The sequence below is a fragment of the Haloarchaeobius caseinilyticus genome, assembly GCF_051207395.1.
Lineage (GTDB): Archaea > Halobacteriota > Halobacteria > Halobacteriales > Natrialbaceae > Haloarchaeobius.
On sequence record NZ_JBPJZC010000001.1, the window covers coordinates 844,237 to 868,318 of the forward strand.

21 protein-coding genes are annotated in these 24,082 nt (G+C 64.3%); 12 read left to right on the plus strand and 9 right to left on the minus strand.

The window, feature by feature from the left end:
* Nucleotides 1–116: 116 nt before the first annotated feature.
* Nucleotides 117–1,772: an ICP22 family protein gene (locus ACSC1P_RS04465; RefSeq protein WP_435358929.1), complete on the minus strand. Its 1,656-nt coding sequence runs from the start codon at nucleotides 1,770–1,772 to the stop codon at nucleotides 117–119.
* A 202-nt stretch (nucleotides 1,773–1,974) separates the two neighbouring features.
* Here ACSC1P_RS04465 and ACSC1P_RS04470 point away from each other — a divergent pair, with 202 nt between their 5' ends.
* Both ACSC1P_RS04470 and ACSC1P_RS04475 read left to right on the plus strand, forming a co-directional pair.
* The gene (locus tag ACSC1P_RS04470; protein WP_435358930.1) at nucleotides 1,975–2,751 is read left to right on the plus strand and encodes an SDR family NAD(P)-dependent oxidoreductase; all 777 of its coding nucleotides are present in this window, start codon (nucleotides 1,975–1,977) and stop codon (nucleotides 2,749–2,751) included.
* 102 nt (nucleotides 2,752–2,853) lie between these two features.
* Nucleotides 2,854–3,855, plus strand: coding sequence for a TIGR04024 family LLM class F420-dependent oxidoreductase (locus ACSC1P_RS04475; protein ID WP_435358931.1), 1,002 nt, complete (start codon nucleotides 2,854–2,856; stop codon nucleotides 3,853–3,855).
* A gap of 29 nt (nucleotides 3,856–3,884) precedes the next feature.
* Here ACSC1P_RS04475 and ACSC1P_RS04480 read toward each other — a convergent pair whose 3' ends face one another.
* On the minus strand, nucleotides 3,885–4,382 hold the full coding sequence (locus ACSC1P_RS04480) for a hypothetical protein (RefSeq protein ID WP_435358932.1): 498 nt from the start codon (nucleotides 4,380–4,382) through the stop codon (nucleotides 3,885–3,887).
* 243 nt (nucleotides 4,383–4,625) lie between these two features.
* Between ACSC1P_RS04480 and ACSC1P_RS04485 the strand changes: the two genes are divergently transcribed.
* Both ACSC1P_RS04485 and ACSC1P_RS04490 read left to right on the plus strand, forming a co-directional pair.
* Nucleotides 4,626–6,344, plus strand: a complete 1,719-nt coding sequence (locus ACSC1P_RS04485; RefSeq protein WP_435358933.1) for a thiamine pyrophosphate-binding protein — start codon at nucleotides 4,626–4,628, stop codon at nucleotides 6,342–6,344.
* Between the two features lie 44 nt (nucleotides 6,345–6,388).
* Complete coding sequence (locus ACSC1P_RS04490) at nucleotides 6,389–6,817, plus strand: SHOCT domain-containing protein (protein WP_435358934.1); 429 nt, start codon at nucleotides 6,389–6,391, stop codon at nucleotides 6,815–6,817.
* Nucleotides 6,818–6,841: 24 nt separating this feature from the next.
* Here ACSC1P_RS04490 and ACSC1P_RS04495 read toward each other — a convergent pair whose 3' ends face one another.
* On the minus strand, nucleotides 6,842–8,257 hold the full coding sequence (locus ACSC1P_RS04495; RefSeq protein ID WP_435358935.1) for an FAD-binding oxidoreductase: 1,416 nt from the start codon (nucleotides 8,255–8,257) through the stop codon (nucleotides 6,842–6,844).
* A 120-nt stretch (nucleotides 8,258–8,377) separates the two neighbouring features.
* Between ACSC1P_RS04495 and ACSC1P_RS04500 the strand changes: the two genes are divergently transcribed.
* Complete coding sequence (locus tag ACSC1P_RS04500; protein ID WP_435360259.1) at nucleotides 8,378–9,349, plus strand: quinone oxidoreductase family protein; 972 nt, start codon at nucleotides 8,378–8,380, stop codon at nucleotides 9,347–9,349.
* Nucleotides 9,350–9,374: 25 nt separating this feature from the next.
* On the opposite strand, the gene ACSC1P_RS04505 is transcribed toward ACSC1P_RS04500, so the two are convergent.
* The 3 genes from ACSC1P_RS04505 to ACSC1P_RS04515 all read right to left on the minus strand — a co-directional run bounded on the left by ACSC1P_RS04505 (nucleotide 9,375) and on the right by ACSC1P_RS04515 (nucleotide 12,559).
* On the minus strand, nucleotides 9,375–10,058 hold the full coding sequence (locus ACSC1P_RS04505; protein ID WP_435358936.1) for a 6-hydroxymethylpterin diphosphokinase MptE-like protein: 684 nt from the start codon (nucleotides 10,056–10,058) through the stop codon (nucleotides 9,375–9,377).
* Between the two features lie 317 nt (nucleotides 10,059–10,375).
* Complete coding sequence (folP, locus tag ACSC1P_RS04510) at nucleotides 10,376–11,599, minus strand: dihydropteroate synthase (protein WP_435358937.1); 1,224 nt, start codon at nucleotides 11,597–11,599, stop codon at nucleotides 10,376–10,378.
* 69 nt (nucleotides 11,600–11,668) lie between these two features.
* On the minus strand, nucleotides 11,669–12,559 hold the full coding sequence (locus ACSC1P_RS04515; RefSeq protein ID WP_435358938.1) for a hypothetical protein: 891 nt from the start codon (nucleotides 12,557–12,559) through the stop codon (nucleotides 11,669–11,671).
* Between the two features lie 354 nt (nucleotides 12,560–12,913).
* Here ACSC1P_RS04515 and ACSC1P_RS04520 point away from each other — a divergent pair, with 354 nt between their 5' ends.
* The 3 genes from ACSC1P_RS04520 to ACSC1P_RS04530 all read left to right on the plus strand — a co-directional run bounded on the left by ACSC1P_RS04520 (nucleotide 12,914) and on the right by ACSC1P_RS04530 (nucleotide 15,287).
* On the plus strand, nucleotides 12,914–13,456 hold the full coding sequence (locus ACSC1P_RS04520; RefSeq protein ID WP_435358939.1) for a DUF8114 family protein: 543 nt from the start codon (nucleotides 12,914–12,916) through the stop codon (nucleotides 13,454–13,456).
* A complete protein-coding gene (locus ACSC1P_RS04525) occupies nucleotides 13,453–14,211 on the plus strand; it encodes an RNA methyltransferase (RefSeq protein WP_435358940.1) in 759 nt (252 codons plus the stop codon). The genes ACSC1P_RS04520 and ACSC1P_RS04525 overlap by 4 nt, the downstream gene beginning before the upstream one ends.
* 203 nt (nucleotides 14,212–14,414) lie before the next feature.
* Nucleotides 14,415–15,287, plus strand: a complete 873-nt coding sequence (locus ACSC1P_RS04530) for a phosphatase PAP2 family protein (RefSeq protein ID WP_435358941.1) — start codon at nucleotides 14,415–14,417, stop codon at nucleotides 15,285–15,287.
* 37 nt (nucleotides 15,288–15,324) lie between these two features.
* On the opposite strand, the gene gatE is transcribed toward ACSC1P_RS04530, so the two are convergent.
* The 3 genes from gatE to ACSC1P_RS04545 form a co-directional block, all read right to left on the minus strand.
* Complete coding sequence (gene gatE / locus ACSC1P_RS04535; protein WP_435358942.1) at nucleotides 15,325–17,193, minus strand: Glu-tRNA(Gln) amidotransferase subunit GatE; 1,869 nt, start codon at nucleotides 17,191–17,193, stop codon at nucleotides 15,325–15,327.
* Between the two features lie 164 nt (nucleotides 17,194–17,357).
* Entirely contained in the window at nucleotides 17,358–17,591 is a 234-nt protein-coding gene (locus ACSC1P_RS04540) for an HVO_2901 family zinc finger protein (protein ID WP_435358943.1), read from the minus strand.
* A gap of 252 nt (nucleotides 17,592–17,843) precedes the next feature.
* Complete coding sequence (locus tag ACSC1P_RS04545) at nucleotides 17,844–19,253, minus strand: class II fumarate hydratase (protein ID WP_435358944.1); 1,410 nt, start codon at nucleotides 19,251–19,253, stop codon at nucleotides 17,844–17,846.
* 435 nt (nucleotides 19,254–19,688) lie between these two features.
* Here ACSC1P_RS04545 and ACSC1P_RS04550 point away from each other — a divergent pair, with 435 nt between their 5' ends.
* From ACSC1P_RS04550 to ACSC1P_RS04565, 4 genes are read left to right on the plus strand one after another with little or no spacing between them, the layout of a single operon-like run.
* Nucleotides 19,689–20,948: an ABC transporter substrate-binding protein gene (locus tag ACSC1P_RS04550; protein ID WP_435358945.1), complete on the plus strand. Its 1,260-nt coding sequence runs from the start codon at nucleotides 19,689–19,691 to the stop codon at nucleotides 20,946–20,948.
* 24 nt (nucleotides 20,949–20,972) lie between these two features.
* Nucleotides 20,973–21,956, plus strand: a complete 984-nt coding sequence (locus ACSC1P_RS04555; protein ID WP_435358946.1) for a carbohydrate ABC transporter permease — start codon at nucleotides 20,973–20,975, stop codon at nucleotides 21,954–21,956.
* Nucleotides 21,953–22,855 (plus strand): carbohydrate ABC transporter permease, encoded by a 903-nt coding sequence (locus tag ACSC1P_RS04560; protein WP_435358947.1) that lies wholly within the window; start codon nucleotides 21,953–21,955, stop codon nucleotides 22,853–22,855. Before ACSC1P_RS04555 ends, ACSC1P_RS04560 begins: the two co-directional genes overlap by 4 nt.
* A gap of 36 nt (nucleotides 22,856–22,891) precedes the next feature.
* Nucleotides 22,892–24,037, plus strand: coding sequence for an ABC transporter ATP-binding protein (locus ACSC1P_RS04565; protein ID WP_435358948.1), 1,146 nt, complete (start codon nucleotides 22,892–22,894; stop codon nucleotides 24,035–24,037).
* Nucleotides 24,038–24,082 lie beyond the last annotated feature (45 nt).

Here is a 24,082-nt window from a genome sequence, read left to right on the forward strand (position 1 = left end):
TGAGCAGCCCCCCGAGCATCATGATTCTTGCGTTTCACGAGCGACTGGTACCACACGGTCCATCGCGCCGGTAGCTTCGACTGGGCAGGCGGGTCACTCGCTGTCGCCGCATCGCCCTACTCAGCCAGTAAATCAGCGATACTGTACTCTTCGGAATCGTCGGGCGAGAGAACCATATCCGCCAATTCCGCATCGAGGTCGGCGACCGATGCCTGCTCTGTCTCGGCTTTGAGTTCGGCGAACGCCGCTTCGGCGTCGTCGACCGTGTCGTCGTCTGCATCGTCGCCGTCCGCACCGTCGCCGTCCGTACCATCGCCGTCCGCACCGTCGCCGTCCTCGAACGATAGCCCGTCGTCGTCGTACTGCGTCGGGCCGAGTATCTCGATGCCGTCTGCATCGACCGCGTCCGAAGACGTTGGCGATTGGCTCACTGGCTCGAAGCCGTCGAAGTCGTCGAGACTGCTGGCGGTTCCGAAGTCGTCCAAACTGCCAGCGTCCCCGAAGTCGTCGACTGCACTCGTCTCGGACGTGGCTTCTGCTGTCTCGGTTGGAGCGTCTGTTGTCTCGGCTGTCGTGTCTCCCACCCCAGATGTGGTGTCTCCTGTGTCGGATGCAGCGCTTCCTTCGCGTGAGCTTGGCGGCATAGCCGTAATCGGCTCGTCGACCGAACTATCGGTGTCAGCAGCTACTGGCCCTGTGGCAGTAAATGGGGGTTCGCCTCGTTCCTGTGCGTCGGCTGCGTCGCTGCACGTCCCATCTACACTGGTCTCCTGCCCAGACGGCTTCTGCCCAGTGGCGGCCTCCTCAGCATTCTCGTCTGTGGCCGACTCCCCACCGAACATACTCGACGCGAGTTCGTCCGGCTTCGGGTCGGCTCGTGTCCCCGGTCGACGGGGTCGTCCGTCGACGATCGCTCCAGTCAACTCCGTGACGAGCAGCCCGGCGACACGGTGGTCGTCACCGAGTGCAGTGACGATGCGCTCGGCTTGCCAGTTCGTCCCGATGACCACGTCGAGCACTCGCCACGTGCCGCCGTCGCGGTCGTCAGCGTCGGCGTACAGCACCGACAACGCGTTCGTCAGGTCCTCCAACACGGAGACCTCTCGCGCGCCTCGACCGGCCGTCTCGACGGCCAGCCGAAGGTGGTAGAACCGGTCGTGTGACGGCACGGCTGCACCACCGACGACGGCGGCGACGACTTCGTCCAGGTCGCGCTCCGTCGGCGGCGTCAAGCCCTCTCCGGCTGCCGGCAGGTCACTCGTCTGCGAGACGCTCGCCCCGGTCGCACGGAGCGCGTCCGCTGGCACCGCAGCAGCGACGCCGTCACGGATGTCCGCGAGGCCCGGCTGTGGCGACTCGACGAACGTCTCGTCGAGGACCTGTGGCTCCGCGTCGTCGACGACTCGAACGGCTTCGACCGTCGGTGGATGCAACAGCGACGTCGCCGTCTCGGGCGAGTCGAGCCACACACCGACCACGGTTCGCCGATGCTCCCTCGGCCGAACGACGCCTCGCCAGACGAGTTCGCCGTCGTCGTAGCACGTCCAGTCGTCGGCACCCATCGCCGGATGGAGCCCGATACGGTCGGTCGAGAGCCCCGGTGGCAGCCGCTCGACGACGGTCACCTCGACCGGCTCGGCTCGCTCCGAGACCACGTCGAACGAAACCGCTGGCAGCGGCAGCGTCTCCACGTCCCACCGCTTCTCGACGACGACACCGTCCCGTGCGACCGTCATGCCGTGTCGCCGTGTCTCGTCTGGTCGGTTTACCATACACTCTCCCCCTCGATAGGAGAACCTTACGACGAGCCAGAGTTTATACTTGATTGTCAACATTCGGCCCGTGGTAGGTTATTTCAACGCAGGAACCCGCGAACGCTGTCCAGTTCCGGCCGACTGCGTGGGGTTGGTGTACGTTTATCCCCATCTAGCACCCAGCCCACCGTATGCGAAGTACACGCACGGAGGCTGTCCGATGACGACCGACCAGTTCAGCGTCGACGGCGACGTCGCCATCGTCACTGGTTCGTCGAGCGGTATCGGGCGCACTATCGCCGAGCGATTCGCCGACGACGGCGTCGACGTAGTGGTCTGTTCGCGCGAACTGGGGAACGTCGAACCCGTCGCGGACTGTATCAACGACAGCGACCGCGCAGGCAACGCGTACGCTGTCGAGTGCGACGTGACCGACAGAGAAGCGGTCGAAGCACTCGTCGAAGCCACAGTCGAAGAGTTCGGCGGTATCGACGTACTCGTGAACAACGCCGGGGCCTCGTTCATGGCGAACTTCGAGGACATCTCCGAGAACGGCTGGAAGACCATCGTCGACATCAACCTAACCGGCACGTACCACTGCGTCCAGGCCGCCGAGGACCACCTGAAGGAGGCGAGCGGGAAAATCATCAACCTCTCCAGTGTCGCTGGCCACCAAGGTGCGCCGTACATGAGCCACTACGCCGCGGCGAAGGCCGCCATCGAGAACCTGACGAAGACGCTCTCGTTCGAGTGGGCCGACGACGACGTGCGGGTGAACTGCATCGCACCCGGCTTCGTCGCCACTCCCGGCGTCGCCAGTCAGATGGGTGTGACCGCGGACGACATCGACCGGAGCGAGGTGAAGCGACGTATCGGGACGAGCGAGGAGATCGCAGACCTCGCGCAGTTCCTCGCCTCCCCCGCGTCGTCGTACATCGTCGGCCAGACAATCACGGCCGGTGGCGTCCCGAACATCATGGAGACGCCCGACGTCTGATTCGGTCGTCGAAAAGAAACTATCGAGACTACCAAACGCCGTTCAACTGAACACAACTTCCATCCCTCTTTTTGTTCACGGAGTGGCATCGATTCACAACGCATGACCGAACGACACGTCCACCTGCCGGTCGCCGCACAGGAGAGCGTCGACGACTTCGTCGAACAGGCCGTTCTGGCCGAAGAGCTGGGATACGACTTCGTCTGGCTGCCCGAGACGTGGGGTAGAGACGCCGTCACCATCCTCACGAGCATCGCCCACGCGACCGAGGAAATCGGCTTCGGCTCGTCCATCATGAACGTCTACTCGCGCTCGCCAGCACTGCTGGCGCAGACGGCGGCGACGCTCCAAGAGGTCTCAGACGGCCGATTCCGTCTCGGCATCGGTCCCTCCGGTCCGGCCGTCATCGGCGGCTGGCACGGCGAAGACTTCGGCAACCCACTCCGGCGCACTCGCGAGTACGTCGACATCATCAAGATGGTCCTCGCAGGCGAGGAACTCGACTACAACGGCGAGTACTTCAACGTCTCCGGCTTCCGTCTGCGCTGTGACCCGCCCGAACCCGAACCGAAGGTCGACGTGGCCGCGATGGGCCCGAAAGCGGTCGAACTCGCGGGCCGGTTCGCCGACGGCTGGCACGCTATTCTGTTCACGCCCGAGACGATGGCTGACAGACTCGAAGACTTCGAGCGCGGCGGCGAGATGGGCGACCGCGACCGCTCGAAGCAGCAGGTCACGCTCTCACTGACGTGCTGTGCGCTCGACGATGGTGACCACGCACGCGAACTGACCAAGCAACACTCCGCGTTCTACGTCGGCGCGATGGGCACGTACTACCGCGATTCGCTGGCGCGACAGGGCTACGAGGATGAGGCCCACGCCATCGCCGCGAACTGGATGAACGGCGACCGCGAGGCCGCACTCGACATCTTCTCCGACGAGATGCTCGACGACTTCTGTGCGGCCGGCACGGCCGAGCGCACGAGCGAGGAACTGGCGAAGTTCGAGGACATCGACGGCGTCGACGCGGTGAGCATCGGCTTCCCGCGGGCTGCGTCGCGCGAGGAGATTCACGAGACGCTCGAAGCACTCGCGCCGCAATAGGCTGGTCCCGTTCGACGACTGCCATTCTTTTACAGAAGACTGACACCGTGGCGAGCGACGAGTTCGAGGCCACCGAGGACGAGGAGGCCCACGGTGACCATCGGTCCGTACAGGACGTACAGGCCGATGGGGTCTGACTCACCCCGGACACCGAGGAAGACGTTCGTGAGGAACCACGTTACCAGGGCCAGAACTAGCAGCGGGACGACCAGCCCCCAGCGGACGTAGCCGTAGGCGGGAATCGCGGCCTGCAAACCGAGGACGACCCAAGCAGTGCTGACGAGCGCCACCGGCCACCGTGGGTCGTCGCGCAGGTCCCAGACGAAGTCGTCGGCCACGTACCGGGCCGCCGCCCAGACGGCCAGTAAGACGACGGCGTACAGCAGGCCGATACCGAGCGCGAGGGGGACCGCGGGGGCCGCGTCGCGAAGGAGCACGGCCGGCAGGAGCAGGGCGACGGTGAGGACGGCCGCGGTGCTGGCGTTTGCCCGCTGACTACCGAGTGAGGGTTCGGGCGTTCCGGGCACTACTGTCGCTGTTCGAGTCGGTGATAGGTAGCCCTTCTGCCGTCGCTAGCACGCGTGTGATTGCGAACAGGCGACACCCAATCCAAGCAGTTCCGTCCAGTGGTGTGTCGCACACCCGCCGTGTTCACCGGACGGCCGTTCTCACAGGATGGGTTGTCTGGGCGCGCCATCGTACTTGAACGTCGGCCCGGCGAGCGCTCGGCCGGAGTAACGACTTTGCCACCGCCCCGCATTGCACGAAGCATGTCAGAATCCTGCACGGGTGCAGAGTTGTTCGTCGACGCGCTCGAATCGTACGGCATCGAGCACGTCTTCGGCAACCCGGGCACGACCGAGTTGCCCGTCGTGAACGCCATCGGCGAATCCGACGTGGAGTACGTGCTGGGCCTGCACGAGGACGTGGCTGTCGGCGCGGCCGCGGGCTACGCCAGCGTCCGCCGCCAGTACGCCGACGAACTGGACGGGCTGCCGGCGGGCGTCGTCAATCTCCACGTCGCGCCGGGGATGGCCCACGGCCTCGGTAACCTCTACGGGGCCTACATGGCCGGCGCGCCACTAGTCGTCACGGCAGGGAACCACGAGCGACACTTCCGCCACGAGGAGCCGATTCTGTCCGGTGACCTCGTGACGATGACCGACCAGTTCACGAAGTGGGCCGACGAGGTGCTGTCGGTCGATGCACTACCGGCGATGCTCCGTCGGGCGTTCCGCGTCGCCTGTACCCCGCCGACCGGCCCCGTCTTTCTTGGGCTACCACTCGACGTGATGAACGAGGAGACGGACCTGTCGCCGGAGCCAATCGGCGGGACGATTCCGAATCCCGGTCGCGGCGACCCGCGAGCCATCGACGATGCGGCCGACGTGCTGGCCGAAGCGGAGAATCCCGTGCTGGTCGTCGGTGACCACGTGGGCCGCCATCGCGCGTGGTCGGGCGTCGACCCAGTCGAGGCGGCAGTCGAGTTGGCTGAGGCTGCCGGCGCACGAGTGCACGGCGAGATTCTGGGCTACGAAGTCAACTTCCCGACCGACCACGAGCAGTGGGTGAGCCACGTCCCGCCGAGCGAGCAACTGGCCCAGACGCTGTTCCATACGGACACGCTCGTCTTCGCTGGCTGTTCGACGAACACGACGCTGTGGGCACCCGACGACTCACTCGTCCCCCACGACGCGACCATCGTCGACCTCACCGACGAACCGTGGGAAGGGGCGAAGAACCATCCCGCGACGGTCGTCACGGGCGATTTGGGCCACGTCATGCAGGAACTGGCTGCAGAGGTCACGAGCCGCGTCAGCGACGAGACGCGCGAGGAACGACTCGTACAGGTCGACGCGATGAAACAACTCGCTAGCCAGCAGATGGACTCGATGGGCGACGACGAGGTGCCCGAGGGCACGATTTCGAAGGCAGACCTCGTGGACACGATGCGCTCGGTCGCCCCCGACGCGTTCGTGATGGACGAAGGCATCACCTCACGGTACGCTCTACTCACTCGCTGGGACTTCGAGTCGGGACAACGGATGGGCAACAAGGGCGGCGGCCTCGGCTACGGTCTCCCGGCGGCCGTCGGCGCGGCACTGGCCGAACGCGAGCGCGCTGCGAGTGGCCACGGCGACGGTGAGGAACGAACCGTCTACGGCTTCGTCGGCGATGGCTCGTACCTCTACTACCCACACTCGCTGTACACCGCGGCGCGCCACGACCTCGACCTGACCGTCGTCGTCCCCGACAACCGCAACTACCGCATTCTCAAGGACAACACGCTCGCCATGTTCGGCGGCGACGAGGACGACTACGAGTTCGTCGGGATGGACTTCGACCCGGCCGTCGACATCGCGGCCAACGCGGAGAGTCACGGCGCGTCTGGCTACCTCGTCGAGTCGGCCGACGACCTCGAAGCGACACTCGCCGAGGCTATCGACGAGTCTGGCCCATCTGTCGTCGACGTGGTCGTCGAGGACTGACCCACTGGCGCAAGGTTTTCTTCGCTCGACAGAAATTTCGGTGTATGAGCGACGACCACGACGACTTCTTCGAGAAGCTTCCCGCACTGATGGTGTTCGGGGTACTCGGACTGGTCATCGTCCTCGGAACGCTTGGGTTCGGCAACGCGGCAGGACTGGTCGCTGCCGTCGGGTTCGCCGTGCTCTTGCCGCTGAGCGCTATCCTGCAGGACGACCTGCGCCGGTGGTTCGGCCGCGACTCGCGGTCGCAATCGGTTCCGGAGGACGAACATGGACCACTCGAAGAACTGAAGAATCGCTACGCGGCGGGCGAACTCTCCGACGAAGAGTTCGAACGACGAACCGAACGACTGCTCGACAACGAATCACTCGGCGACGTCCGAGCACGGGTCGACCGGGACCGAAGAACGGACCGTGACCACGACCAGAAAACGGACTACGACCACGACCGTGAACTGGAGTACGATAACTGAATCTAACCGCCGAGTCGGCCAGCGCTACTCGTCTCTGACTCGCTTGCCCTCCATCGTCTCCGGGAACATCTTGCCCGGATTCAGTGTGTCTGTCGGGTCAAGCGCACGCTTCACCTTCCGCATCGCCTCGACGCTCGCCTCGCCGTATTCACGGACGAGGAACTCGCGCTTGCCGAGGCCGATACCGTGTTCGCCCGTCGAAGTTCCGCCGCAGTCGATGGCGAACTCGACGATTTCTGCGTACGCCCGTTCCCCGCGAGCGACCTCTTCGCGGTCGTTCTGGTCGACCAGTACCGAGTAGTGGACGTTCCCGTCGCCGGCGTGACCGAAGCAGGGAATCAGTAGGTCGTACTCCTCTGCGAGTTCTTTCGCGTAGCGGACGATGTCGGCGTACTTCGAGATGGGCACGGTCACGTCGCCAGGATGCAAGGGCGTCAGGTTCGGGTCGTAGGACTGGACGGCGTACGCGAGGTCTTTGCGGGCCTGCCACAACTCGGCCATCCCGTCGTCCTCAGGCGCGACCTCGAACTGGCGCACGTGGTGGGTCTCGAAGATGGATTCACAGAACTCGACCTCACGCTCGATGCCGTGGTCGGCGTGGAATTCGAGGAAGACCAGCGGACTGTCCGGCAAGTCCGTGCCAGAATACTGGTTCGCCATCGTCGCGCTCTCCGCGTCGACGAGTTCTATCTTGGCCACGTCGACGCCGGACTGTACCGCGTCGGCGACCGCCGCGGCCGCGTCGTCTAGCGAGTCGAAAACGGCGCGCCCGCCCCACACCTGCTCTGGGCGACCGGCCAACCGCAACGTCGCCTCGGTGATGACCGCGAGCGTGCCTTCGCTCCCGATGAACAGGTCGCGCAGGTTGTAGCCTGCAGATGTCTTGACTGCCTTCGAGCCAGCGGAGACGACGCTGCCGTCGGCGAGCACGGCCTCGATTTCGAGCACCCAGTCGGCAACCTCGCCGTACTTCACCGTCTGCATCCCGCTCGCGCCGTTGGCCAGCATCCCGCCGATGGTGGAGATGTCGCCGGACGACGGGAGTGGCGGGAAGAACAGCCCGGCTTCGCCCGCCTGGTCGTCGATGACGTAGCCCATCACGCCGGGTTGCACGTCTATTTGGAAGTCTTCAGGGCGAAAGTCGACGACCGCGTCCATCCGAGTCATGTCGAGACTGATGCCCGCGTGGGCTGGGACCGCGTTCCCTTCGAGGCCGGTCCCGGCGGCGTACGGTGTCACTGGTACGTCGTTCTCCGTCGCGGCTTCGAGTACGGCCGACACGTCGGCGGCCGACTCGGGGAACACCACAGCGTCGGGGACGACCTCGGCACTGTCCGGTGTGCCCCAGTCCGACGAGTGGCTCTCGCGTGTCGCGTCCACGAACGACACCTGGTCGTCGGCGAGCGAGAGTGCGGAGAGGAACGAGCAGTCGTGTGTCATGTGTGCCCGTGCGACGGGTGGTCGAATAAAGTTCCCTCTCAGAAAACGCTGAACTCGTGGAGGGTTTCGCCGGTTCTCTCGGACTTTTCATCGTCGGGCGGCTACCGAGATACCATGTCGATGCGTGTAATCGAGGTCACCGAGTACGGCGAGAGCGACGCACTGGAAGTCGTCGAAGACGAGATTCCGGAACCCGGGCCGGGCGAGGTCCGTATCGAAGTCGAGGCCGCAGGCATCAACTTCGCAGACATCATGCAGCGACGAGGCCACTACCCGGGCGGGCCAGACGTGCCGTTCCGGCCTGGTTTCGAGGCCGCCGGGACGATCGACGCCGTTGGCGAGGGCGTCGCCTACGAGGAAGGGATGCGCGTCGTCGGGATGGTCGGCGTCGGCGGCTACGCCGAGTACGCCGTCACCGACGCCGAGAGCCTGTTCCCGATTCCGGACGGGATGTCTTTCGCCGAGGCTGCGGGCTTCCCGGTCCAGTTCCTCACGGCCCACAACTGCCTGTTCGGCTGGGGCGGACTGGAAGAAGGCGAGTCAGTCCTGATTCAGGCCGCCGCTGGCGGCGTCGGCACGGCAGCAGTCCAGCTCGCCTCCCGCGCCGGGGCCGAAGTGTTCGGCACCGCGAGTACGCAGGAGAAGCGCGATCTCGCGGCCGAACTGGGCTGTGACCACCCCATCGACTACACGAGCGAGGACTTCGTCGAAGTCGTCCACGAGCACACCGACGGCGAGGGCGTCGACCTCGCGCTCGACGGTGTCGGGGACGACGTGTTCGACGGCTGTATCCGCGCCACGAAGGATTTCGGCCGCGTCGTTCCCTACGGCGCTGCCAGTGGTGTCCCGGGAACCATCGACACCACCGAGATGTTCTTCCGGAACCAGTCGATAATCGGCTACCACCTCGGCAAGGCGATGCAGACGCGACCGCAGAAGGTGCTCGAAGCCGTGCCCGACCTGACCGAGGGTCTGGAGTCCGGCGAACTCGAAGTCGTCGTCGGTGAGACCTTCGCACTCGAAGACGCCGCGAAGGCACACCAGTACATCGAGGACCGCAAGTCCTCAGGGAAAGTCGTCCTCGAACCCTGAGTCAGTAGCAGAAGCAGCACCCGTTTCAGGGTAGTTCGAGTCCATCGCGTCGCCCGTCGAGTATCGAAAATCGGTCTCCACGGCGCTGTTCTAACCAGTAGAGCAACCGTTCGGCCCACACCAGCTTCTTTCGTTTCATCGGGTCGACCGTCTGGTCGTCGAAGTCCCACCCGGGGAAGACGAGTTCGGCCGCCCCGAAGTGGTCCGCCAGAAACGCCGCCCGGTCGCCGTCGGTGAACCCACCGTAGTTGTGGACGTGTGCGACCGGCGCGGCCTGTGTCGTCGCCAGCACGTGGTCCCGGTCGAGTCCCGGAACTAGCGCGCGAATCGCCTCTCGATTGTCGCCGTGGGCGTGGACGACGGTCGGTATCCCTGCCGCAGACAGTTCTGCCGCGAGTTCCGGGTCGGCGTCGAGGTCCGTCACGTACACGTCGACGTGGATGTCCAGCGCTTCACAGACCGCGGCTGCCGACGACGCCGCGACGACACGGTCCACTTCGCCGGTGTCGAGTTCGGCGAGGTCCTCGCGTAGCGACGGGCCAGCGCCACAGACCGCGACTCGCGCACCGGAGAGTTTCGAGAGTCGTGACTCGTCGAACGGTGTCGTCAGTTCTGCGAGCAAGTCACGTGCCGCCTCGTCGCCCTCGCGGCCGAAACCGAAGTCTCGGAGGATTCGGTCGTACACTGGCTCGAATGTGCTGAACTCCATAGCTGTCGCTGTGCAAGTAGTTCCAAGATAACCGTTGGTGTGGGCCGGAATTGCCTCTTACAAGGTACCCCTACCCGAGAGGCCCTTCCGGCTTCCACCCGTTCGTTCTGAACCCACTGGTATAAGTTTTCTCTTTAGGAATCGAACGCGGCCGGGAAATACAAGGCCGGCGGCGAGTTCGGGGCGGTAAATCGTGGTGACGAGCACGTGAAGCGCCGGAAATCCGTAGATTCACGCTAACCGACTTATTCGGCGGAATCGACCGCTCCGGAACGAGTCAACATGCCAACAATCCCTCGGTAGAGTGTGCTGAACCCTTACTCGACAGTCGCGGCGACTGTCTCCAGCACCCACGCCAGCGTCTCGTCGCCAGGCGACTCGTCTGCGAGGCGAGAGAGCGCGCGCGCGGTCCCGACGAGCAACCCGGACGTTGCCGCTGCGTCCTCGGCAGGCGTCGTGCCGCTTGCGAACGTCGCGCTCGTCGCCGCCGCCAGCAACGACAGTCTGTCCGCCTGCCTCGGGGTGAGACCCGAAACTTCGAGGACGACCATCGTCGCGTCCGCAGCCACGTCGCCAGCACCGACGCGTTCCGCGTGGCGGGCCACGTCGTCGGTCGTCTGTACGTCGAGTTCTTCGACAGTCACGTCGCCGAGTTCGCCCCCGGTCGTCTCTCGGGTCCGCGCTGGTGTGAAGGCGTCGCCGACCGCCGCGGCGTCCACCGTCTCGCGAACGTCGTGCGTCCGAATCACGTGTGCGCCACGCTCGATGGCCATAGAAGTCGCCGCGAGCGACACCGACAGCGCCTGTTCGGTCGAGCGCTCGGTCAACTCTCGCAGGAAGTTCTTCCGGTTGATGGAGACGAGAATCGGCTGACCGAGCGCACGGAACTCGCGCAGGCGGCGGAACGTCTCGCGGTCCTGCTCGGTCGTCTGCGCCTCCGACCAGCCGCCGAACGCCGGGTCGACGATGGTCTTGTCCGTCAGCCCGTTCTGTTTGAGTGCTTCGTACACCATGTCGACGTAGTCCGCGGTGTCGGCCCAGCCTGCGCCCTTTCTCTCGTCCCACGGCGTCTCTTCGACCGCTCCGGGACGTTCGAGGTCCGGCGGACTCGCCATCTTCGCCACGGCTACGTCGTACTCCTCGCACACGCGCGGAAGCTCCGGGTCGGCGAAGCCACAGATATCGTTCACCATGTCGAAGCCGCCCTCGATGGCCGCCTCGGCGACCTCGTGATAGCGCGTCTCGATGGACCAGATTGCGTCGCCGCTGGTCGATTCGAGCGTTTCCAGTGCCAGGTCGAGGCGGTCGAGTTCCTGCTCGGCCGTCAGCACGTCGAACCGTTTGTTCGCGGATTCGAGACCCACGTCGACGATGTCCGCACCTTCGTCGAGCAGTTCCGTGTCCACGTACTCCGCGGCTTCGCCCGGGTCGTCGAACACGCTCGGGGAGTACGGCGACTCCGAACTCACGTTCAACACGCCCATGATTCGGGTCGGGTGGCCGTCCCCGATACCGAGTCCGGCGGCGTCTACGTCTCTCATTGGGAGAGCGTCGGGGTTCCGTCACTGAAAAGGGGCGTGTTCCCCGGGCGGTATGCCGGAAAGTCGCAGTCAGTTCTCGTCTTCGACGAATTCGACCTCGAACGTGGTCGAGCCTTCGGCAGTCTGGAACCCGTACCGGAAGTCGGTGTGGCCGTCACCGCGTGACTCCTCGTCGACCCACGTTCGGCTCAGCCGCTCCTCCTCGTACTCGATGGTCGTCGTCTCTCCGGCGGGAACTGATTCTGAGAACGACTGGACCGGCATCGACGCGACGCTCGGACCGTACCGGTTCAGCCCACCGACGAACTGTCCGGGACTATCGCCGTCGTTCGTCACCGTGATGCGGACGGTCGGGGCCGTCCCGGCCGGGACTGTCGCCGGAACTTCCGCGGTGGCGGAGAGATTGGGCGGCTTCGTCGCCAGTCGCGTCCGAACGTCGTCGGGGAGCGACCACTCGCCGCCGGGCCACGTGAGAGTCGCATCGTCTCTCGCGGCTTCGCTCGACCGCGGCAGGTCGAACAGGAGCAGCCCCGAACCGGTCTTCGCTGAGTAACCCTCATTGCCGTAGAACCGCCAGGCTCGGTACTGTTCGCCGGGGTCCCGCGGACGGAACGACTGTTCGCCGAGTCGCACCGAGAACTCGTCCCAGTTGGGCGCGTCACCGGTCACCGAGACTCGCAGAAAGAGGTATCGCTGGCCCCCGTCGTGCACCGTCAGGTAGTCGGTGTTCATGTTGACGAGCGATGGTTGTAGCGCGACGTGTTCTACCGAAACCTCCCGCGATGGCGTCGCAGTCGTCGTCTCGGTCGGGTCGGTGGGCGACTCGGTCGTCCTCGTCGTCGAGGTCGTCTCCGTCTCCGATTCGGTAGCTTGGTCTACAGTCGGTTCGTCACCCGACAGACAGCCAGCGAGCCCGGCGACGGTCGAGAGGGACAATGCGAGGTACGAGCGGCGGCGCATACCCTCGAATCAGTTGTGTCTGGTATATGTCTTGTGTGCAGTGCATAGCCGAATTTGGTCTGGTGCGACGTGAGCCGTCGGAGTCACTCTGGCGCGCGTAGACGAGCGTGTCGCACGTAATGTGCGACCGCGAGGACGCGCGAGGGATGAGCGAGACAGAGTCGAGCGAATCGGTTGGGGAGGGCGTGGCTGCGGTCATGTTCCACCGGCAGTAGTACACTGCTCCACAGAACCACCAGCGCAGGTAACAACCGAGCGTAACACCCAGAACTTGACCACGAGTGCTGAGAAAACAGACAACGATTTTCGACGGGAGACGCGTCGCTTTTATCCACAGACCCGATACTCACGTCTATGTCCAAGATCAGCATCGGCCTCCGCGGGTGGCGCTTCGACGAGGAGGAGGTGTTCACCGAGGACGGGGGTGTGGTCCCGTTCGACGAGATGGACGAGGACACGAAGAAACGCCTCGTCCGCCTCGGGGTTCTCTACGGCGGGCCGTGCGACTGCTGCTGGCTCATCCACGGCGACGCGAACCTGAACGAGTGCAACGCGTCCACGGTCGTCTACGGCGAACCGCTGAACGAAGTCGTCGTCTGCGACGAGCACGAACCGGACTTCATGTACTGGTTCCGTGAAGAGGGCGGCATCGACTTCGCCGAGACGAAGGCGTTCGAAGACGAGTTCCACGAGTGGTTCGTCGACGGCGGTCGCGCACCCGACGGGTACGAGGGCGTCGACTACGTCGACACTGACCCACGGGACCTCCCGAAACCGGACCTGCCGGACCCGTCCGACCTCGGCGACCACGCGGGCGTCGACGACGGGAAGCCGAAAGAGCGCATCGACATGCGAAACTTAGAAATCACGAAAGAGTACCCGACGAGGGACACATGACCGCGCCAGCAGTCGCCGTCGTCGACGGCAAGACGCCGGGCAACATCGGGACCATCGCACGAGCGATGAAGAACTTCGGGATGTCGGAGCTATTGCTCGTCGACCCGCCAGAGGGTGTCCAGAAGAAACACAGCGAGGCGTGGGGCTTCGCGGGCCGAGCGCGCGAGGACGTACTGGCGAACGCGAAAGAGGTCAGCTTCGACCACCTCGTCGAGAACTACTACACCATCGGCACGACCGCCACGACGAACGAGGACTGCCGCAAGCACGTGCGCTTCCCGTTCTTCACACCGGAAGAACTCACGGACCACCTCGGCGACGTCGAGGCCGAAACCGTGCTCATCTTCGGGCGCGAGGCCGACGGCCTGACGAACGAGGAACTCGCGCGCCTCGACGCGGTGTGTTCCATCCCGGCCAGCGACGAGTATCCGGTCTTGAACCTCGGCCAGTCCGCGACCATCACGATGTACGAACTTCGCGGGCTGACCGTCGACGAGATACAACTGCCGGACCGCGAACACGAACGCGCCGAGGAAGCGATGTTCGAACGCGTGTACGACCAGTTCGACGACTTGCTCGACGCCATAGACCACCCGGAAGAGAAACGTCCGAAGACTCTGCGGATGGCCCGCCGCGTGTTCGGTCGTTCGCACCTCACCCAGCGCGAAGCCCGGACCCTGCTCGGCGTGTTCCGCCGCGCGGCGAACCGGCCAGAGCGCGACGACCTCGGCCGCGAGGTCGAGCGCAACGACTGACCGGGACGACGGTTTTGGCGGCGTTGGTGGTTTCGGACCAATCAATCAAACGACCACTTTAGTAAACGACAGGAGTATGCTGGCGGGGGGCCTCTGTAATAGTCTGGTGAGTGAGCCCACCGTGACAGACTTACACCTTCGGTACAGCGACCTCCGTACCGAAACGATAATACGAAGTTGGCACAGTATCGATATGTAGAACTATGGAACAGCTACTGCCCTCCCTCTCGCCCGGGACGATGTTCTCGCTCCTCGTGGCTGTGCCCACGTTGCTGACGTTCGCCCTGGGCTTTCGGCTGTTCGTCCCCGACACCTCCCCACGTCGGTTCGTCAAGCAGTTGCTGACGACCGACTGGAAGTACCTCGGTCTGGCGTGGGTCGTCACGTTCGGCGTGAACACGCTGGCCCACCACTTCTACGCCGGCAGGGCGTACACCAACGTCATCTACAATTTAGAAGGCACCACCGTCATGGCCTTCCAGTCCTTCACGTGGGAACCGCTGACGTACGCGATGACGTTCGTCTACCTCATCTTGTTCCCGTTCGTCACGCTGTTCAGTTACTGGAAGATAAAGGCGCACGACCCCGAGCAGGCCCGACGCTACTGCGCAGCCTACGCCATGCTCGTGCTGATGGCGCTGCCGTACTTCCTCGCGTTCCCGGTCGCGGTCACCTCGGACTACCTCGGCCACACCGCGAGCGGTGGGCGAGTGATGCACGCGCTGATGTACGACCTCGACCCCATCATCACGCAGGGCATCACGTCGACGGACACGCTCGTCAAAGCGTTCCCGAGCCTGCACACCGGCATCTCCGCGCTAGCGGCGGTGTACTCTCGCTACAGCACGAAGACGTACGCCCGACTCACGGGGTTCCTTACGGTCTGCATCATGTTCTCGACGTTCTACCTCGGCGTCCACTGGCTGACCGACGCCGCCTTCGCGCTGGTCCTCGTCGGCATCGCGTTCTACGCCTCACAGCGTATCGCGGACCCCGCGACGTACGAAGCACGTATCAAGGAGGCGCTGCGAGCGAAGAACGACTCGGGCAGCGGTTATGGGCGCGGTGCAGATTGAGAAGCGAGAAGAACCGCTCTGAATCGCTCCGAACCGCTTACGACCGCTTCTGAATCTCCTCACGCAGCGCGGCACTGACGGTGTCCCCACCGGCCTTGCCACGCAGTGCGCCCATACACTCACCCATGAGTGCGGAGAACGCGCCCATCCCCTGTTCGTCGACCTGGTCCGAATTGCGTTCGACGACCTCGGCGACGGCTTCGCGGACTTCGTCCTCGGAGACGCCACCGAGTCCTTCCTGTTCGACGGCTTCCTCGGCCGATAGCTCGGGGTTCTCCGCGAGCGCAGTCAGCAGGTCGTTCAGCCCTTCGTTCGGGACCTCGCCGTCGTCGACGAGTGCGAGCGAGTCGCGCAGGTGGTCGTCCGTCAGGTGCTCGACGGCCACGTCGTCGCGGCGCAATTCCGTCAGGGTAGATTCGAGCGTGCCCGCGGCGAGCGTCGCGTCGATGCCGTCGGCGACGACGGACTCGAACAGGGGCATGCGACGGCCGTAGGCGACCTGTTCGGCGAGACCCGCGTCGAGGCCGAACTCGGACTGGTAGCGCTCCACCTTCTCGGTCAGGAGTTCCGGCGTGTCGACTTCGCTCGGGTCGAGGTCCACCGGTGGCACGTCAGTCTCGGGGTACATCCGGGCCGCGCCGGGCAGCGGGCGCATGTAGCGCGTCGTGCCGTCTTCGTTCGCGCCGCGCGTCTCCTCCGGGACGCCTTCGAGGGCCGTCTTCGCGCGCCCGGCGGCGGCCTCGATAGCCTTCTCTGCGACTTCGGTACTGGCGGCGACGATAGCGACTGCGTCCTCGTCGCCCGCACCGACTGCCTCACGGAGTGCGGCGACTTCGTCCTCGGTGACGCCGTAGGCCGGGAGTTCGTCCGTGTGGAAGATGCCACCAGCGCCGTGGCGCTTGGCGTGGTCGGAGAACTCGGTCCCGAGGCGGCGGTCGGGCTGAATCTCCCGCCCGACCAGTCCGTCGAAGCCGAACAGCGGGACGGCCGTGACCTTCCCGCGGGAGTCGAGCGCGCCGCGGATGACGCCGCTTTCGGAGTCTTCGAACACTGCAGTCACGTCCTGCGTCTCGCCGACGCTCGCGCCGCGGGCGTCGAGTTCGTCACGGATTTCGAGCAGTTCGACCTGTCGCCCGGCCTCGTTGCGGACGATGTCGTCGATGTCGTCGAGGCTCTGGACGCCTTTGACCTCCACACGCGCACCGTCGGCGATGGAGATGTTCACGTCCTGCCGGATGGTGCCCAGTCCGCGCTTGACGTGGCCGGTCGAGCGAAGGAGCATCCCGATGCGCTCTGCGGCCTCGCGGGCCTGTTCCGGCGTCGAGATGTCGGGCTTCGTGCCGATTTCGACGAGCGGAATGCCGAGGCGGTCGAGGCTGAACGTGACGCCCTCCTCGGTCTCCTCGACACGCTGGCACGACTCTTCTTCGAGCATCAAGTCGGCGATGCCGACTGCGCCCTCGCTGGTCGAGATTTCTCCCTCGGTCGCGATTTGCGTCGAACGCTGGAAGCCGGAGGTGTTCGAGCCGTCGACGACGATTTTGCGCATAACGTGTGCCGTGTCGACCGGAATCGCGTCGAGCAGTTGCGCGATTTCGAGTGCGACTTCGCGGGCCTCGTTGTCGAGTCGGTGCGGCGGTTCGTCGTCCTCCTCGACGAGACACGTCGAGTCGTACGCGAGGTAGGTGAACTCGCGTTCGACCTGACTCTCTTCGAGTGCAGCGTCGTCTATCTCGCCGAGTTCGGACTTCGTCGGGTGGAGATAGCGCGTGAACTCGCGTTCGGCGTCTTCCGGTTCCCGAAGCCGTGTCGGACAGCCACAGAACAGCTTGCTCGCCGTGTCCAGTTGCTGGTGGATTTCCAGCCCGGCGACCAACCCCAGTTCCTCGTAGTCGTAGTCGGTCATTGGCCACAGGTCCGCGTCGGAGGGGTAAAAAACCGTCCAGTCGCGGCCGCGATTGCGTCGTCCGACTCGCCCGCCATACGCACCGCTATCGCGGGGCCGTCGTCGTCCGTCCAGACGCCGTCGCTGGTGGGTCGTGATTTCGTGAGAACTACTGGCTCGTCGGGTTATTGCGTGGCTGCGCGAATATTTTCGATCTGAATAATGTCTTCCCCAAGTCCCTCGCCGTCGCAGTCGTCGTTCGGGCATCGATAGTGCCAGCCGTCTCGTGTGCTTACGCGCTCCGAGAACCGGTCGCCACATTTGTCACAGAACAGCTGGCCTTCCTCGCACGAGTCGAGGTGAAGCTCGAGTGCAAGCTCTGTGCTGAACGATTGGTTGCAGTTGCGACAGGTGTGCATATACTAATTTGGACCGCATTCCCCATAACACCCGTGGATTGTTCGCCGTCGCGCCGTCTATCGGTCACTTTCGGTAAGTTCGTGCCGTCTATCGATTTTCCTGCGGCTCGTCCGGCTACCACTGGGTAATAAAGATTTCCCCTGATATTCTGCTCGCGCCGCCGTGAGGTGTGTGAACGGCCCACCCGCGGAGGTTCAGTCGAAAATCGCGACCGAACCGTGACTACCGACTCGGTTCGTCGGTGGCTGGGCTCAGTCGTCCTGGCCGAGGATGCCGCGATGCGTCATCGCTTCGGGGTCGATGATTTCGTCGGCTTCCGCTTCGCTGAGGTAGCCCTTCTCGACGACGACCTGCCGGACGGTCTTGCCCTCTTTGAGCGCGGTCTTCGCGGCTTTGCTGGCCTTGTCGTAGCCGATGTGCGGGTTGAGCGCCGTCGCGAGCGCCATGGACTGTTCGACCTGCGTCTCGCAGTGCTCCTCGTTCGCTTCCAGTTTGGCGACGAACTTCCGGGCGAACACCTCGCTCCCGTTCGAGACGAGTTCGGCCGACTGCAGGAAGTTGTACGCACACAGCGGCTTGTACAGGTTGAGGTCTATCTGGCCTTCGGCGGCCCCGGCGGCGACGGCGGCGTCGTTGCCGACGACTTGCTTGTGAACCTGGTTCACCGCTTCGGCGACGACCGGGTTGATCTTGCCGGGCATGATCGACGACCCGGGCTGGTTCTCCGGCTGTTCGAGTTCGCCGAGTCCGTTGCGCGGACCGGAGGCGAGCAGGCGCAGGTCGTTCGCGATCTTGTTGAGGCTGCCGGCGACGGTCCGGAGCGCACCGTGTGCCTCGGACATGGCGTCGTGGGCGGCCTGTGCCTCGAAGTGGTCGTCGGCCTCGCGGAACTGGACGCCGGTCTCCTTCGTGATGTACTCTGCGGCGCGCTCGGGGAACTCGGGGTGGGTGTTCAGGCCGGTCCCGACGGCGGTGCCACCCAGCGCGAGTTCGGCGAGGTGTTCGCGCACGTTGTCCACGCGGACGAGGCCCTTCGCGATTTGCGTCTCGTAGCCACCGAACTCCTGACCGAGACGGACCGGCGTCGCGTCCTGCAGGTGTGTGCGACCCGTCTTGACGATACCGTCGAACTCCTCGGCTTTCTCTTCCAGTGCCTTGCGGAGGGTGTCGAGCGCCGGAATCACGTCCTTCTCGACGGCTTCGAGCGCGGCGACGTGCATCGCGGTCGGAATCACGTCGTTGCTGGACTGGCCGAAGTTGACGTGGTCGTTCGGGTGAATCTCGCGGCTGCCGATGTCGCCGCCGTAAATCTCGGTCGCACGGTTCGAGATGACCTCGTTCGCGTTCATGTTCGAGGAGGTGCCCGAACCGGTCTGGAACACGTCGACCGGGAACTGGTCGTCGTGCTCGCCGGCGATGACCTCGTCGGCGGCCTCGATGATACACTCGGCCTTGTCCTCGGGAATCATCTCGAGGTCGCGGTTCGCCTGCGCGGCGGCCTTCTTCACGACGCCGAGTGCGCGCACGAAGCGGCGACCGAACGTCAGACCGGAGATGGGGAAGTTCTCGACCGCGCGCTGGGTCTGTGCGCCCCAGTAGGCGTCGGCCGGTACCTGCATCTCGCCGAGGCTGTCCTGCTCGGTTCGGAAGTCGTCGGACATACCTGAGCCGACGGCTGGCCGGGGGGTAAAACCCACCGAATCCGGTTCGTCCCGCCGTCGGTCTCGCGCCGCCGAAGACACGTCGTCGAGCGGCGACTATCGCCGACTGACATGCCTGCCGTGCGTAACGTCCCCGAAAGAGCCAACGTTTCGAGACGAATCCACCGCTTTCCTCGACTATTTATCCGGTCCGCGCGGAGATTGTTGTGAACGATTTCATCATCTTCTCTGGACCGGTCGAAAATCGAGAGCCGGTAACGAGTTCCTGAAAATCTGCAACAACAGGCGTTGTACCGCTTCAAATTCACTCGTTAATGAATAAATTTGGGGAACTATTAAGTAAACGGCATCGGTATCGTTGTCTAGGTCTCACACCGTGAGACATGTGGTGGCATGACAGGTCACGATTCGAACCAAGACGTTTCGCGGCGCACAATGCTGAAAACGACCGGCGCAGTCGGCGCGCTCGGTCTCTCTGCTGGCTGTCTCAGCGGTCTGACCGGCGGCGACGGCGAGGACTCCGGCTCGCTCGAAGTCCTCCACGGCTGGGCAGACGGCGACGGCTCCGCTGCCTTCAAAGCCATGCTCGAAGGCTTCAAAGAGGCCCACAGCGACGTGGACATCAACGCGAAGTCCATCGGCGGCAGTGGGAACACGAGCCTCGACCAGCGCGTCAACACGCGCCTCGGCAACGACAGCCCGCCGGGGTCGTGGGCCGACTGGCCCGGAAAGAACCTGCTCCAGTTCACGAGCGAAGACCTCCTCGGCGACATCGAGGAGGACGTCTGGGGCAAGAACGACATGAAGAACGCCTACCTGCAGGGGCCGAAGGATGCGGCCAAGCCGGACGGCAAATTCGTCGCCGTCCCCATCAACATCCACCGGATGAACAACCTGTTCTACAACAAGTCGGTCGTCGAGGAGGCCGGCGTCGACCCGTCGTCCATCTCGGACGCCGCGTCGCTCACTGACGCGCTCAAGAAGGTCGACGAGAACACCGACGCCGTCGGAATGGCCCAGGGCGGCAAGAAACCGTGGCCGACGCTCCAACTGTGGGCGACGGTCCTCCTCGCACAGCAGGGCCCCTCCGGCTACGACAAGTTCGCCAAGGGCAACATGGGTCAGGAACCCATCGCCAAGGCGTTCGAGACGCTCGTCTCCTACAGCGACTACTACACCGACGACGTCGGGACCATCGGCTTCCAGGAAGCCGCTGGGAAGGTCGTCAACGGCAAGGCGGCGTTCATCCATCAAGGTGACTGGGTCGCGGGCACGTTCGCGAGTCAGGACTTCGCCTACGGCGACGACTGGGACTACGTGCCGTTCCCCGGTACGGACGGACACTACGCCCTGAACATGGACAGCTTCGTCTTCCCGAGCGGGTCCGCCGCGCCAGAGGCGGCGAAGAAGTGGCTCGCCTACTGTGGCACGAAGGACGCCCAGATTCGCTTCAACAAGGAGAAGGGCTCCATCCCGCCGCGGAGCGACGTCTCGCCGGACGAGTTCCCCGAGTTCCAGGCCAAACAGATGAAGGACTTCAAGAACTCCGAGGCCCAGCCGCCGTCGGTCGCACACGGCCTGGCCGTCTCGAAGGAAGTCCTCTCGAACCTGAAGGGCGCAATCAACAACGACTTCTCGGAGTACTCCGAGTCCTCCGCGAGCGCCGTCGCGAAGTCGTTCACGCAGGCCTTCTAACGAGGGCTGTCGTTTTTACGTATCATGAAATCCATACTACGAACCGTCCGCGGGGTCGTCGGCGACGACGACGAGGACGGCGAGCGGCCGGTCCGGACGGACGGGGGCACTGCCTCAGAGGGGCGGACACTCCCGGTGAGCCGAGAGTTCCTCGGCGCACTTCCGTTCTGGCTGCCGCCGTTCCTCGTCGTCGGGCTGTTCGTCTACGGCGCAATCGGCTGGAACGCGCTCATCTCGCTGACTGACTTACAGGCGTTCAACGACCCGAACTACGCGAATCTCGACTTCGAGATGTACGCACAGGCGTTCGGGGACCCGGCGTTCATCAGCGCGTTGCGGAACACGTTCGTGTTGATGCTCGCGTTCACCGTGGTCTGTCTGGTCGTCGGCCTCGGCCTCGCACTGTTGCTCGACCAGCACATCCGCTTCGAGAACACGCTTCGCACCATCTACTTGCTCCCGATGAGCCTGTCGTTCGTGGTGACGGCGCAGTTCTGGCTGTGGATGTACAACTACAACGACGGCATGGTGAACACCGTTACGACGACGCTCGGACTCGGCAGACACCACTGGATTACGAATCCCTCGCTGGTGCTCGGTGCGGTCGTCTTCGCGCTTATCTGGCAGTTCAGCGGCTACGCGATGGTCGTCTATCTCGCCGGCTTGCGTGCGATTCCGAACGAACACTTCGAGGCGGCCCGCGTCGACGGGGCGTCGACCGCGAAGATGTATTGGCGTATCATCATCCCGCAGTTGAAGGGCGCGACCATCAGCGCGACGGTCGTGCTGATGGTGTTCGGCCTGAAGGCCTTCGACTTCATCTTCTCGCTGACGGGGTCGTACTACCCGCCGAAGGGGTCGGACATCCTCGCGACGATGATGATTCGACAGGCGTTCGCCCAGAATCACCGGGCGTACGCGGCCGCCATCGGTATCATGCTGTTCCTGCTGGCACTGGCCATCGTCGCGCCGTATCTGGTCTACCAGTACCGCAGAGGTGAGCTATGAGTACAGAAACCACAGACACGACGACGACCGACGGCTACCTGGGCATCGGCACGAGCCGACTGCTCCTGTACGGGTCACTCGCCGCGATGACCGTGTTCTATCTCATGCCGATCGAGATCGGACTGGTCACGTCGCTGAAGTCGAACCCACTCGCGTCGGCACCGTTTCTGCCGCCGACGCCGGACGGATTCACCCTCGGCGAGTGGGAACGCGCGTTCTCGGCGTTGCAGAGCGGACTCGTGAACAGTGTCCTCCTGACGGTACCGGCGACGATTCTGTCGGCACTCATCGGGAGTATGGCCGCCTACGGCCTGACGAACGTGGAGTGGGACGGGAAGACGCCGATTCTCGCGCTGTTCATCGCGGGCATCTTCATCCCGTATCAGGCGGTCCTCATCCCGCTCTCGAAGTTCTGGGCGTCCTACGTCCCGCTTCGCGTGTGGCTGGAACCGTTCTGGCTACTGCCGGGGCTGACCGAAGCACACGGTGACCTCGTCGCACTCATCATCTCGCACGTGGCGTACGGTATCCCCATCTGTGTGCTGCTGTTCCGGACGTTCTACAAGAACCTCTCTGGCGAGATGATCGAAGCCGCACGACTCGACGGTGCGAGCACGGCGCGCATCTACCGGCGCGTCGTCCTCCCGCTGTCGGGGCCGATGTTCGCGGTGACGCTCATCTACCAGTTCACGCAGGTGTGGAACGACCTGCTGTTCGCGCTCATCGTCATCGGGCCGAGCGGCACCGCACCCGTGACGGTCCCGCTCGCGACGCTCGGGAACAGTCTGTCCGAAGTCGGCTTCGGCATCCGGATGGCCGGCGCGTTCATCACGGCGCTCCCGACCATCCTCGTCTACATCTTCTTCGGCGACCAGTTCGCCGAGGGGGTCGCAACGTGAACACGACTACCAACGAGACAACACGGAGGTACACCAATGGCTGAACTACACTTAGACGACGTAACGAAGGTGTTCGACGACGGCGGTGACGACATCGTCGCCGTCGACGAAGTGAACGTAGATATCGACGACGGCGAGTTCCTCGTCCTCGTCGGCCCGTCGGGGTGTGGGAAGTCCACGACCCTGCGGATGATAGCCGGTCTGGAGACGGTCACCCGGGGCGAACTCCGCCTCGCGAACGAGCGTCTCAACGACAAACAGCCCGCGGACCGAAACATCGCGATGGTGTTCCAGTCCTACGCGCTCTACCCGCACATGAGCGTGGCGGAGAACATGAGCTTCGGGCTGGAGGAGTCCACAGACATGAGCGACGACGCCATCGGCGAGAAGGTTACCTCGACCGCCCAGATGATGGGCATCGGTGACTTGCTCGACCGCAAGCCCGGCGAACTCTCCGGCGGGCAACAACAGCGTGTCGCGCTCGGCCGCGCAATCGTGCGCGACCCGGAAGTGTTCCTGATGGACGAGCCGCTGTCGAACCTAGACGCGAAACTGCGCGCGAAGATGCGCACCGAACTCCAGCGCCTGCAGGAAGACCTCGGCGTCACCACGGTCTACGTCACGCACGACCAGACCGAGGCGATGACGATGGGCGACCGCATCGCCATCCTCGACGACGGTATCCTCCAGCAGGTCGGCACGCCACTGGAGTGCTACCACGAGCCGAGCAACGAGTTCGTCGCGGACTTCATCGGCGAGCCGTCGATGAACTTCTTCGACGTGACCGTCGACGACGGCCAGCTCCACGCCGAGGAATTCACCTACCCAGTCTCGCAGGAGACCCTCGACGCCGTCGGCGACACGACCGACCTGCGCATGGGTGTCCGACCCGAAGACATCGAGATTCGTACCGAGGCAGCCGACGCCCACGACTTCGAAACGGTCGTCGACGTGGTCGAACCGACCGGCGACGAGAACAACCTCTACCTGACGTTCGACGAGAGCGCGGCCGACCCGGAGACGTTCATCGTCACCATCGGCGGGATGCAGCGCGTCGAATCCGGCCAGCCGGTCGTCGCACACATTCCCGAGGACGCCATCCACCTCTTCGACGCGAAGACTGGAAAAGCACTGAAAAATCGCTCGCTGGAGAACGTCGAAGCACTCGGACAGCCGGTCTGAGTTCGTCTCGGCGCAGAAACCGCAATTTCGTTTTTTCGCTGCGAC

Excerpts from the sequence above, each read along its gene's own strand:
- ACSC1P_RS04515 (WP_435358938.1), bottom strand. The coding sequence starts at position 12,559 with ATGCGCCGCCGCTCGTACCTCGCATTGTCCCTCTCGACCGTCGCCGGG.
- ACSC1P_RS04475 (WP_435358931.1), top strand. The coding sequence starts at position 2,854 with ATGACCGAACGACACGTCCACCTGCCGGTCGCCGCACAGGAGAGCGTC.
- ACSC1P_RS04495 (WP_435358935.1), bottom strand. The coding sequence starts at position 8,257 with ATGACACACGACTGCTCGTTCCTCTCCGCACTCTCGCTCGCCGACGAC.
- ACSC1P_RS04545 (WP_435358944.1), bottom strand. The coding sequence starts at position 19,253 with ATGTCCGACGACTTCCGAACCGAGCAGGACAGCCTCGGCGAGATGCAG.
- gatE (WP_435358942.1), bottom strand. The coding sequence starts at position 17,193 with ATGACCGACTACGACTACGAGGAACTGGGGTTGGTCGCCGGGCTGGAA.
- ACSC1P_RS04505 (WP_435358936.1), bottom strand. The coding sequence starts at position 10,058 with ATGGAGTTCAGCACATTCGAGCCAGTGTACGACCGAATCCTCCGAGAC.
- ACSC1P_RS04560 (WP_435358947.1), top strand. The coding sequence starts at position 21,953 with ATGAGTACAGAAACCACAGACACGACGACGACCGACGGCTACCTGGGC.
- ACSC1P_RS04530 (WP_435358941.1), top strand. The coding sequence starts at position 14,415 with ATGGAACAGCTACTGCCCTCCCTCTCGCCCGGGACGATGTTCTCGCTC.
- ACSC1P_RS04465 (WP_435358929.1), bottom strand. The coding sequence starts at position 1,772 with ATGGTAAACCGACCAGACGAGACACGGCGACACGGCATGACGGTCGCA.
- ACSC1P_RS04520 (WP_435358939.1), top strand. The coding sequence starts at position 12,914 with ATGTCCAAGATCAGCATCGGCCTCCGCGGGTGGCGCTTCGACGAGGAG.
- ACSC1P_RS04470 (WP_435358930.1), top strand. The coding sequence starts at position 1,975 with ATGACGACCGACCAGTTCAGCGTCGACGGCGACGTCGCCATCGTCACT.
- ACSC1P_RS04500 (WP_435360259.1), top strand. The coding sequence starts at position 8,378 with ATGCGTGTAATCGAGGTCACCGAGTACGGCGAGAGCGACGCACTGGAA.
- ACSC1P_RS04525 (WP_435358940.1), top strand. The coding sequence starts at position 13,453 with ATGACCGCGCCAGCAGTCGCCGTCGTCGACGGCAAGACGCCGGGCAAC.
- ACSC1P_RS04490 (WP_435358934.1), top strand. The coding sequence starts at position 6,389 with ATGAGCGACGACCACGACGACTTCTTCGAGAAGCTTCCCGCACTGATG.
- ACSC1P_RS04550 (WP_435358945.1), top strand. The coding sequence starts at position 19,689 with ATGCTGAAAACGACCGGCGCAGTCGGCGCGCTCGGTCTCTCTGCTGGC.
- ACSC1P_RS04540 (WP_435358943.1), bottom strand. The coding sequence starts at position 17,591 with ATGCACACCTGTCGCAACTGCAACCAATCGTTCAGCACAGAGCTTGCA.
- ACSC1P_RS04485 (WP_435358933.1), top strand. The coding sequence starts at position 4,626 with ATGTCAGAATCCTGCACGGGTGCAGAGTTGTTCGTCGACGCGCTCGAA.
- ACSC1P_RS04555 (WP_435358946.1), top strand. The coding sequence starts at position 20,973 with ATGAAATCCATACTACGAACCGTCCGCGGGGTCGTCGGCGACGACGAC.
- folP (WP_435358937.1), bottom strand. The coding sequence starts at position 11,599 with ATGAGAGACGTAGACGCCGCCGGACTCGGTATCGGGGACGGCCACCCG.
- ACSC1P_RS04565 (WP_435358948.1), top strand. The coding sequence starts at position 22,892 with ATGGCTGAACTACACTTAGACGACGTAACGAAGGTGTTCGACGACGGC.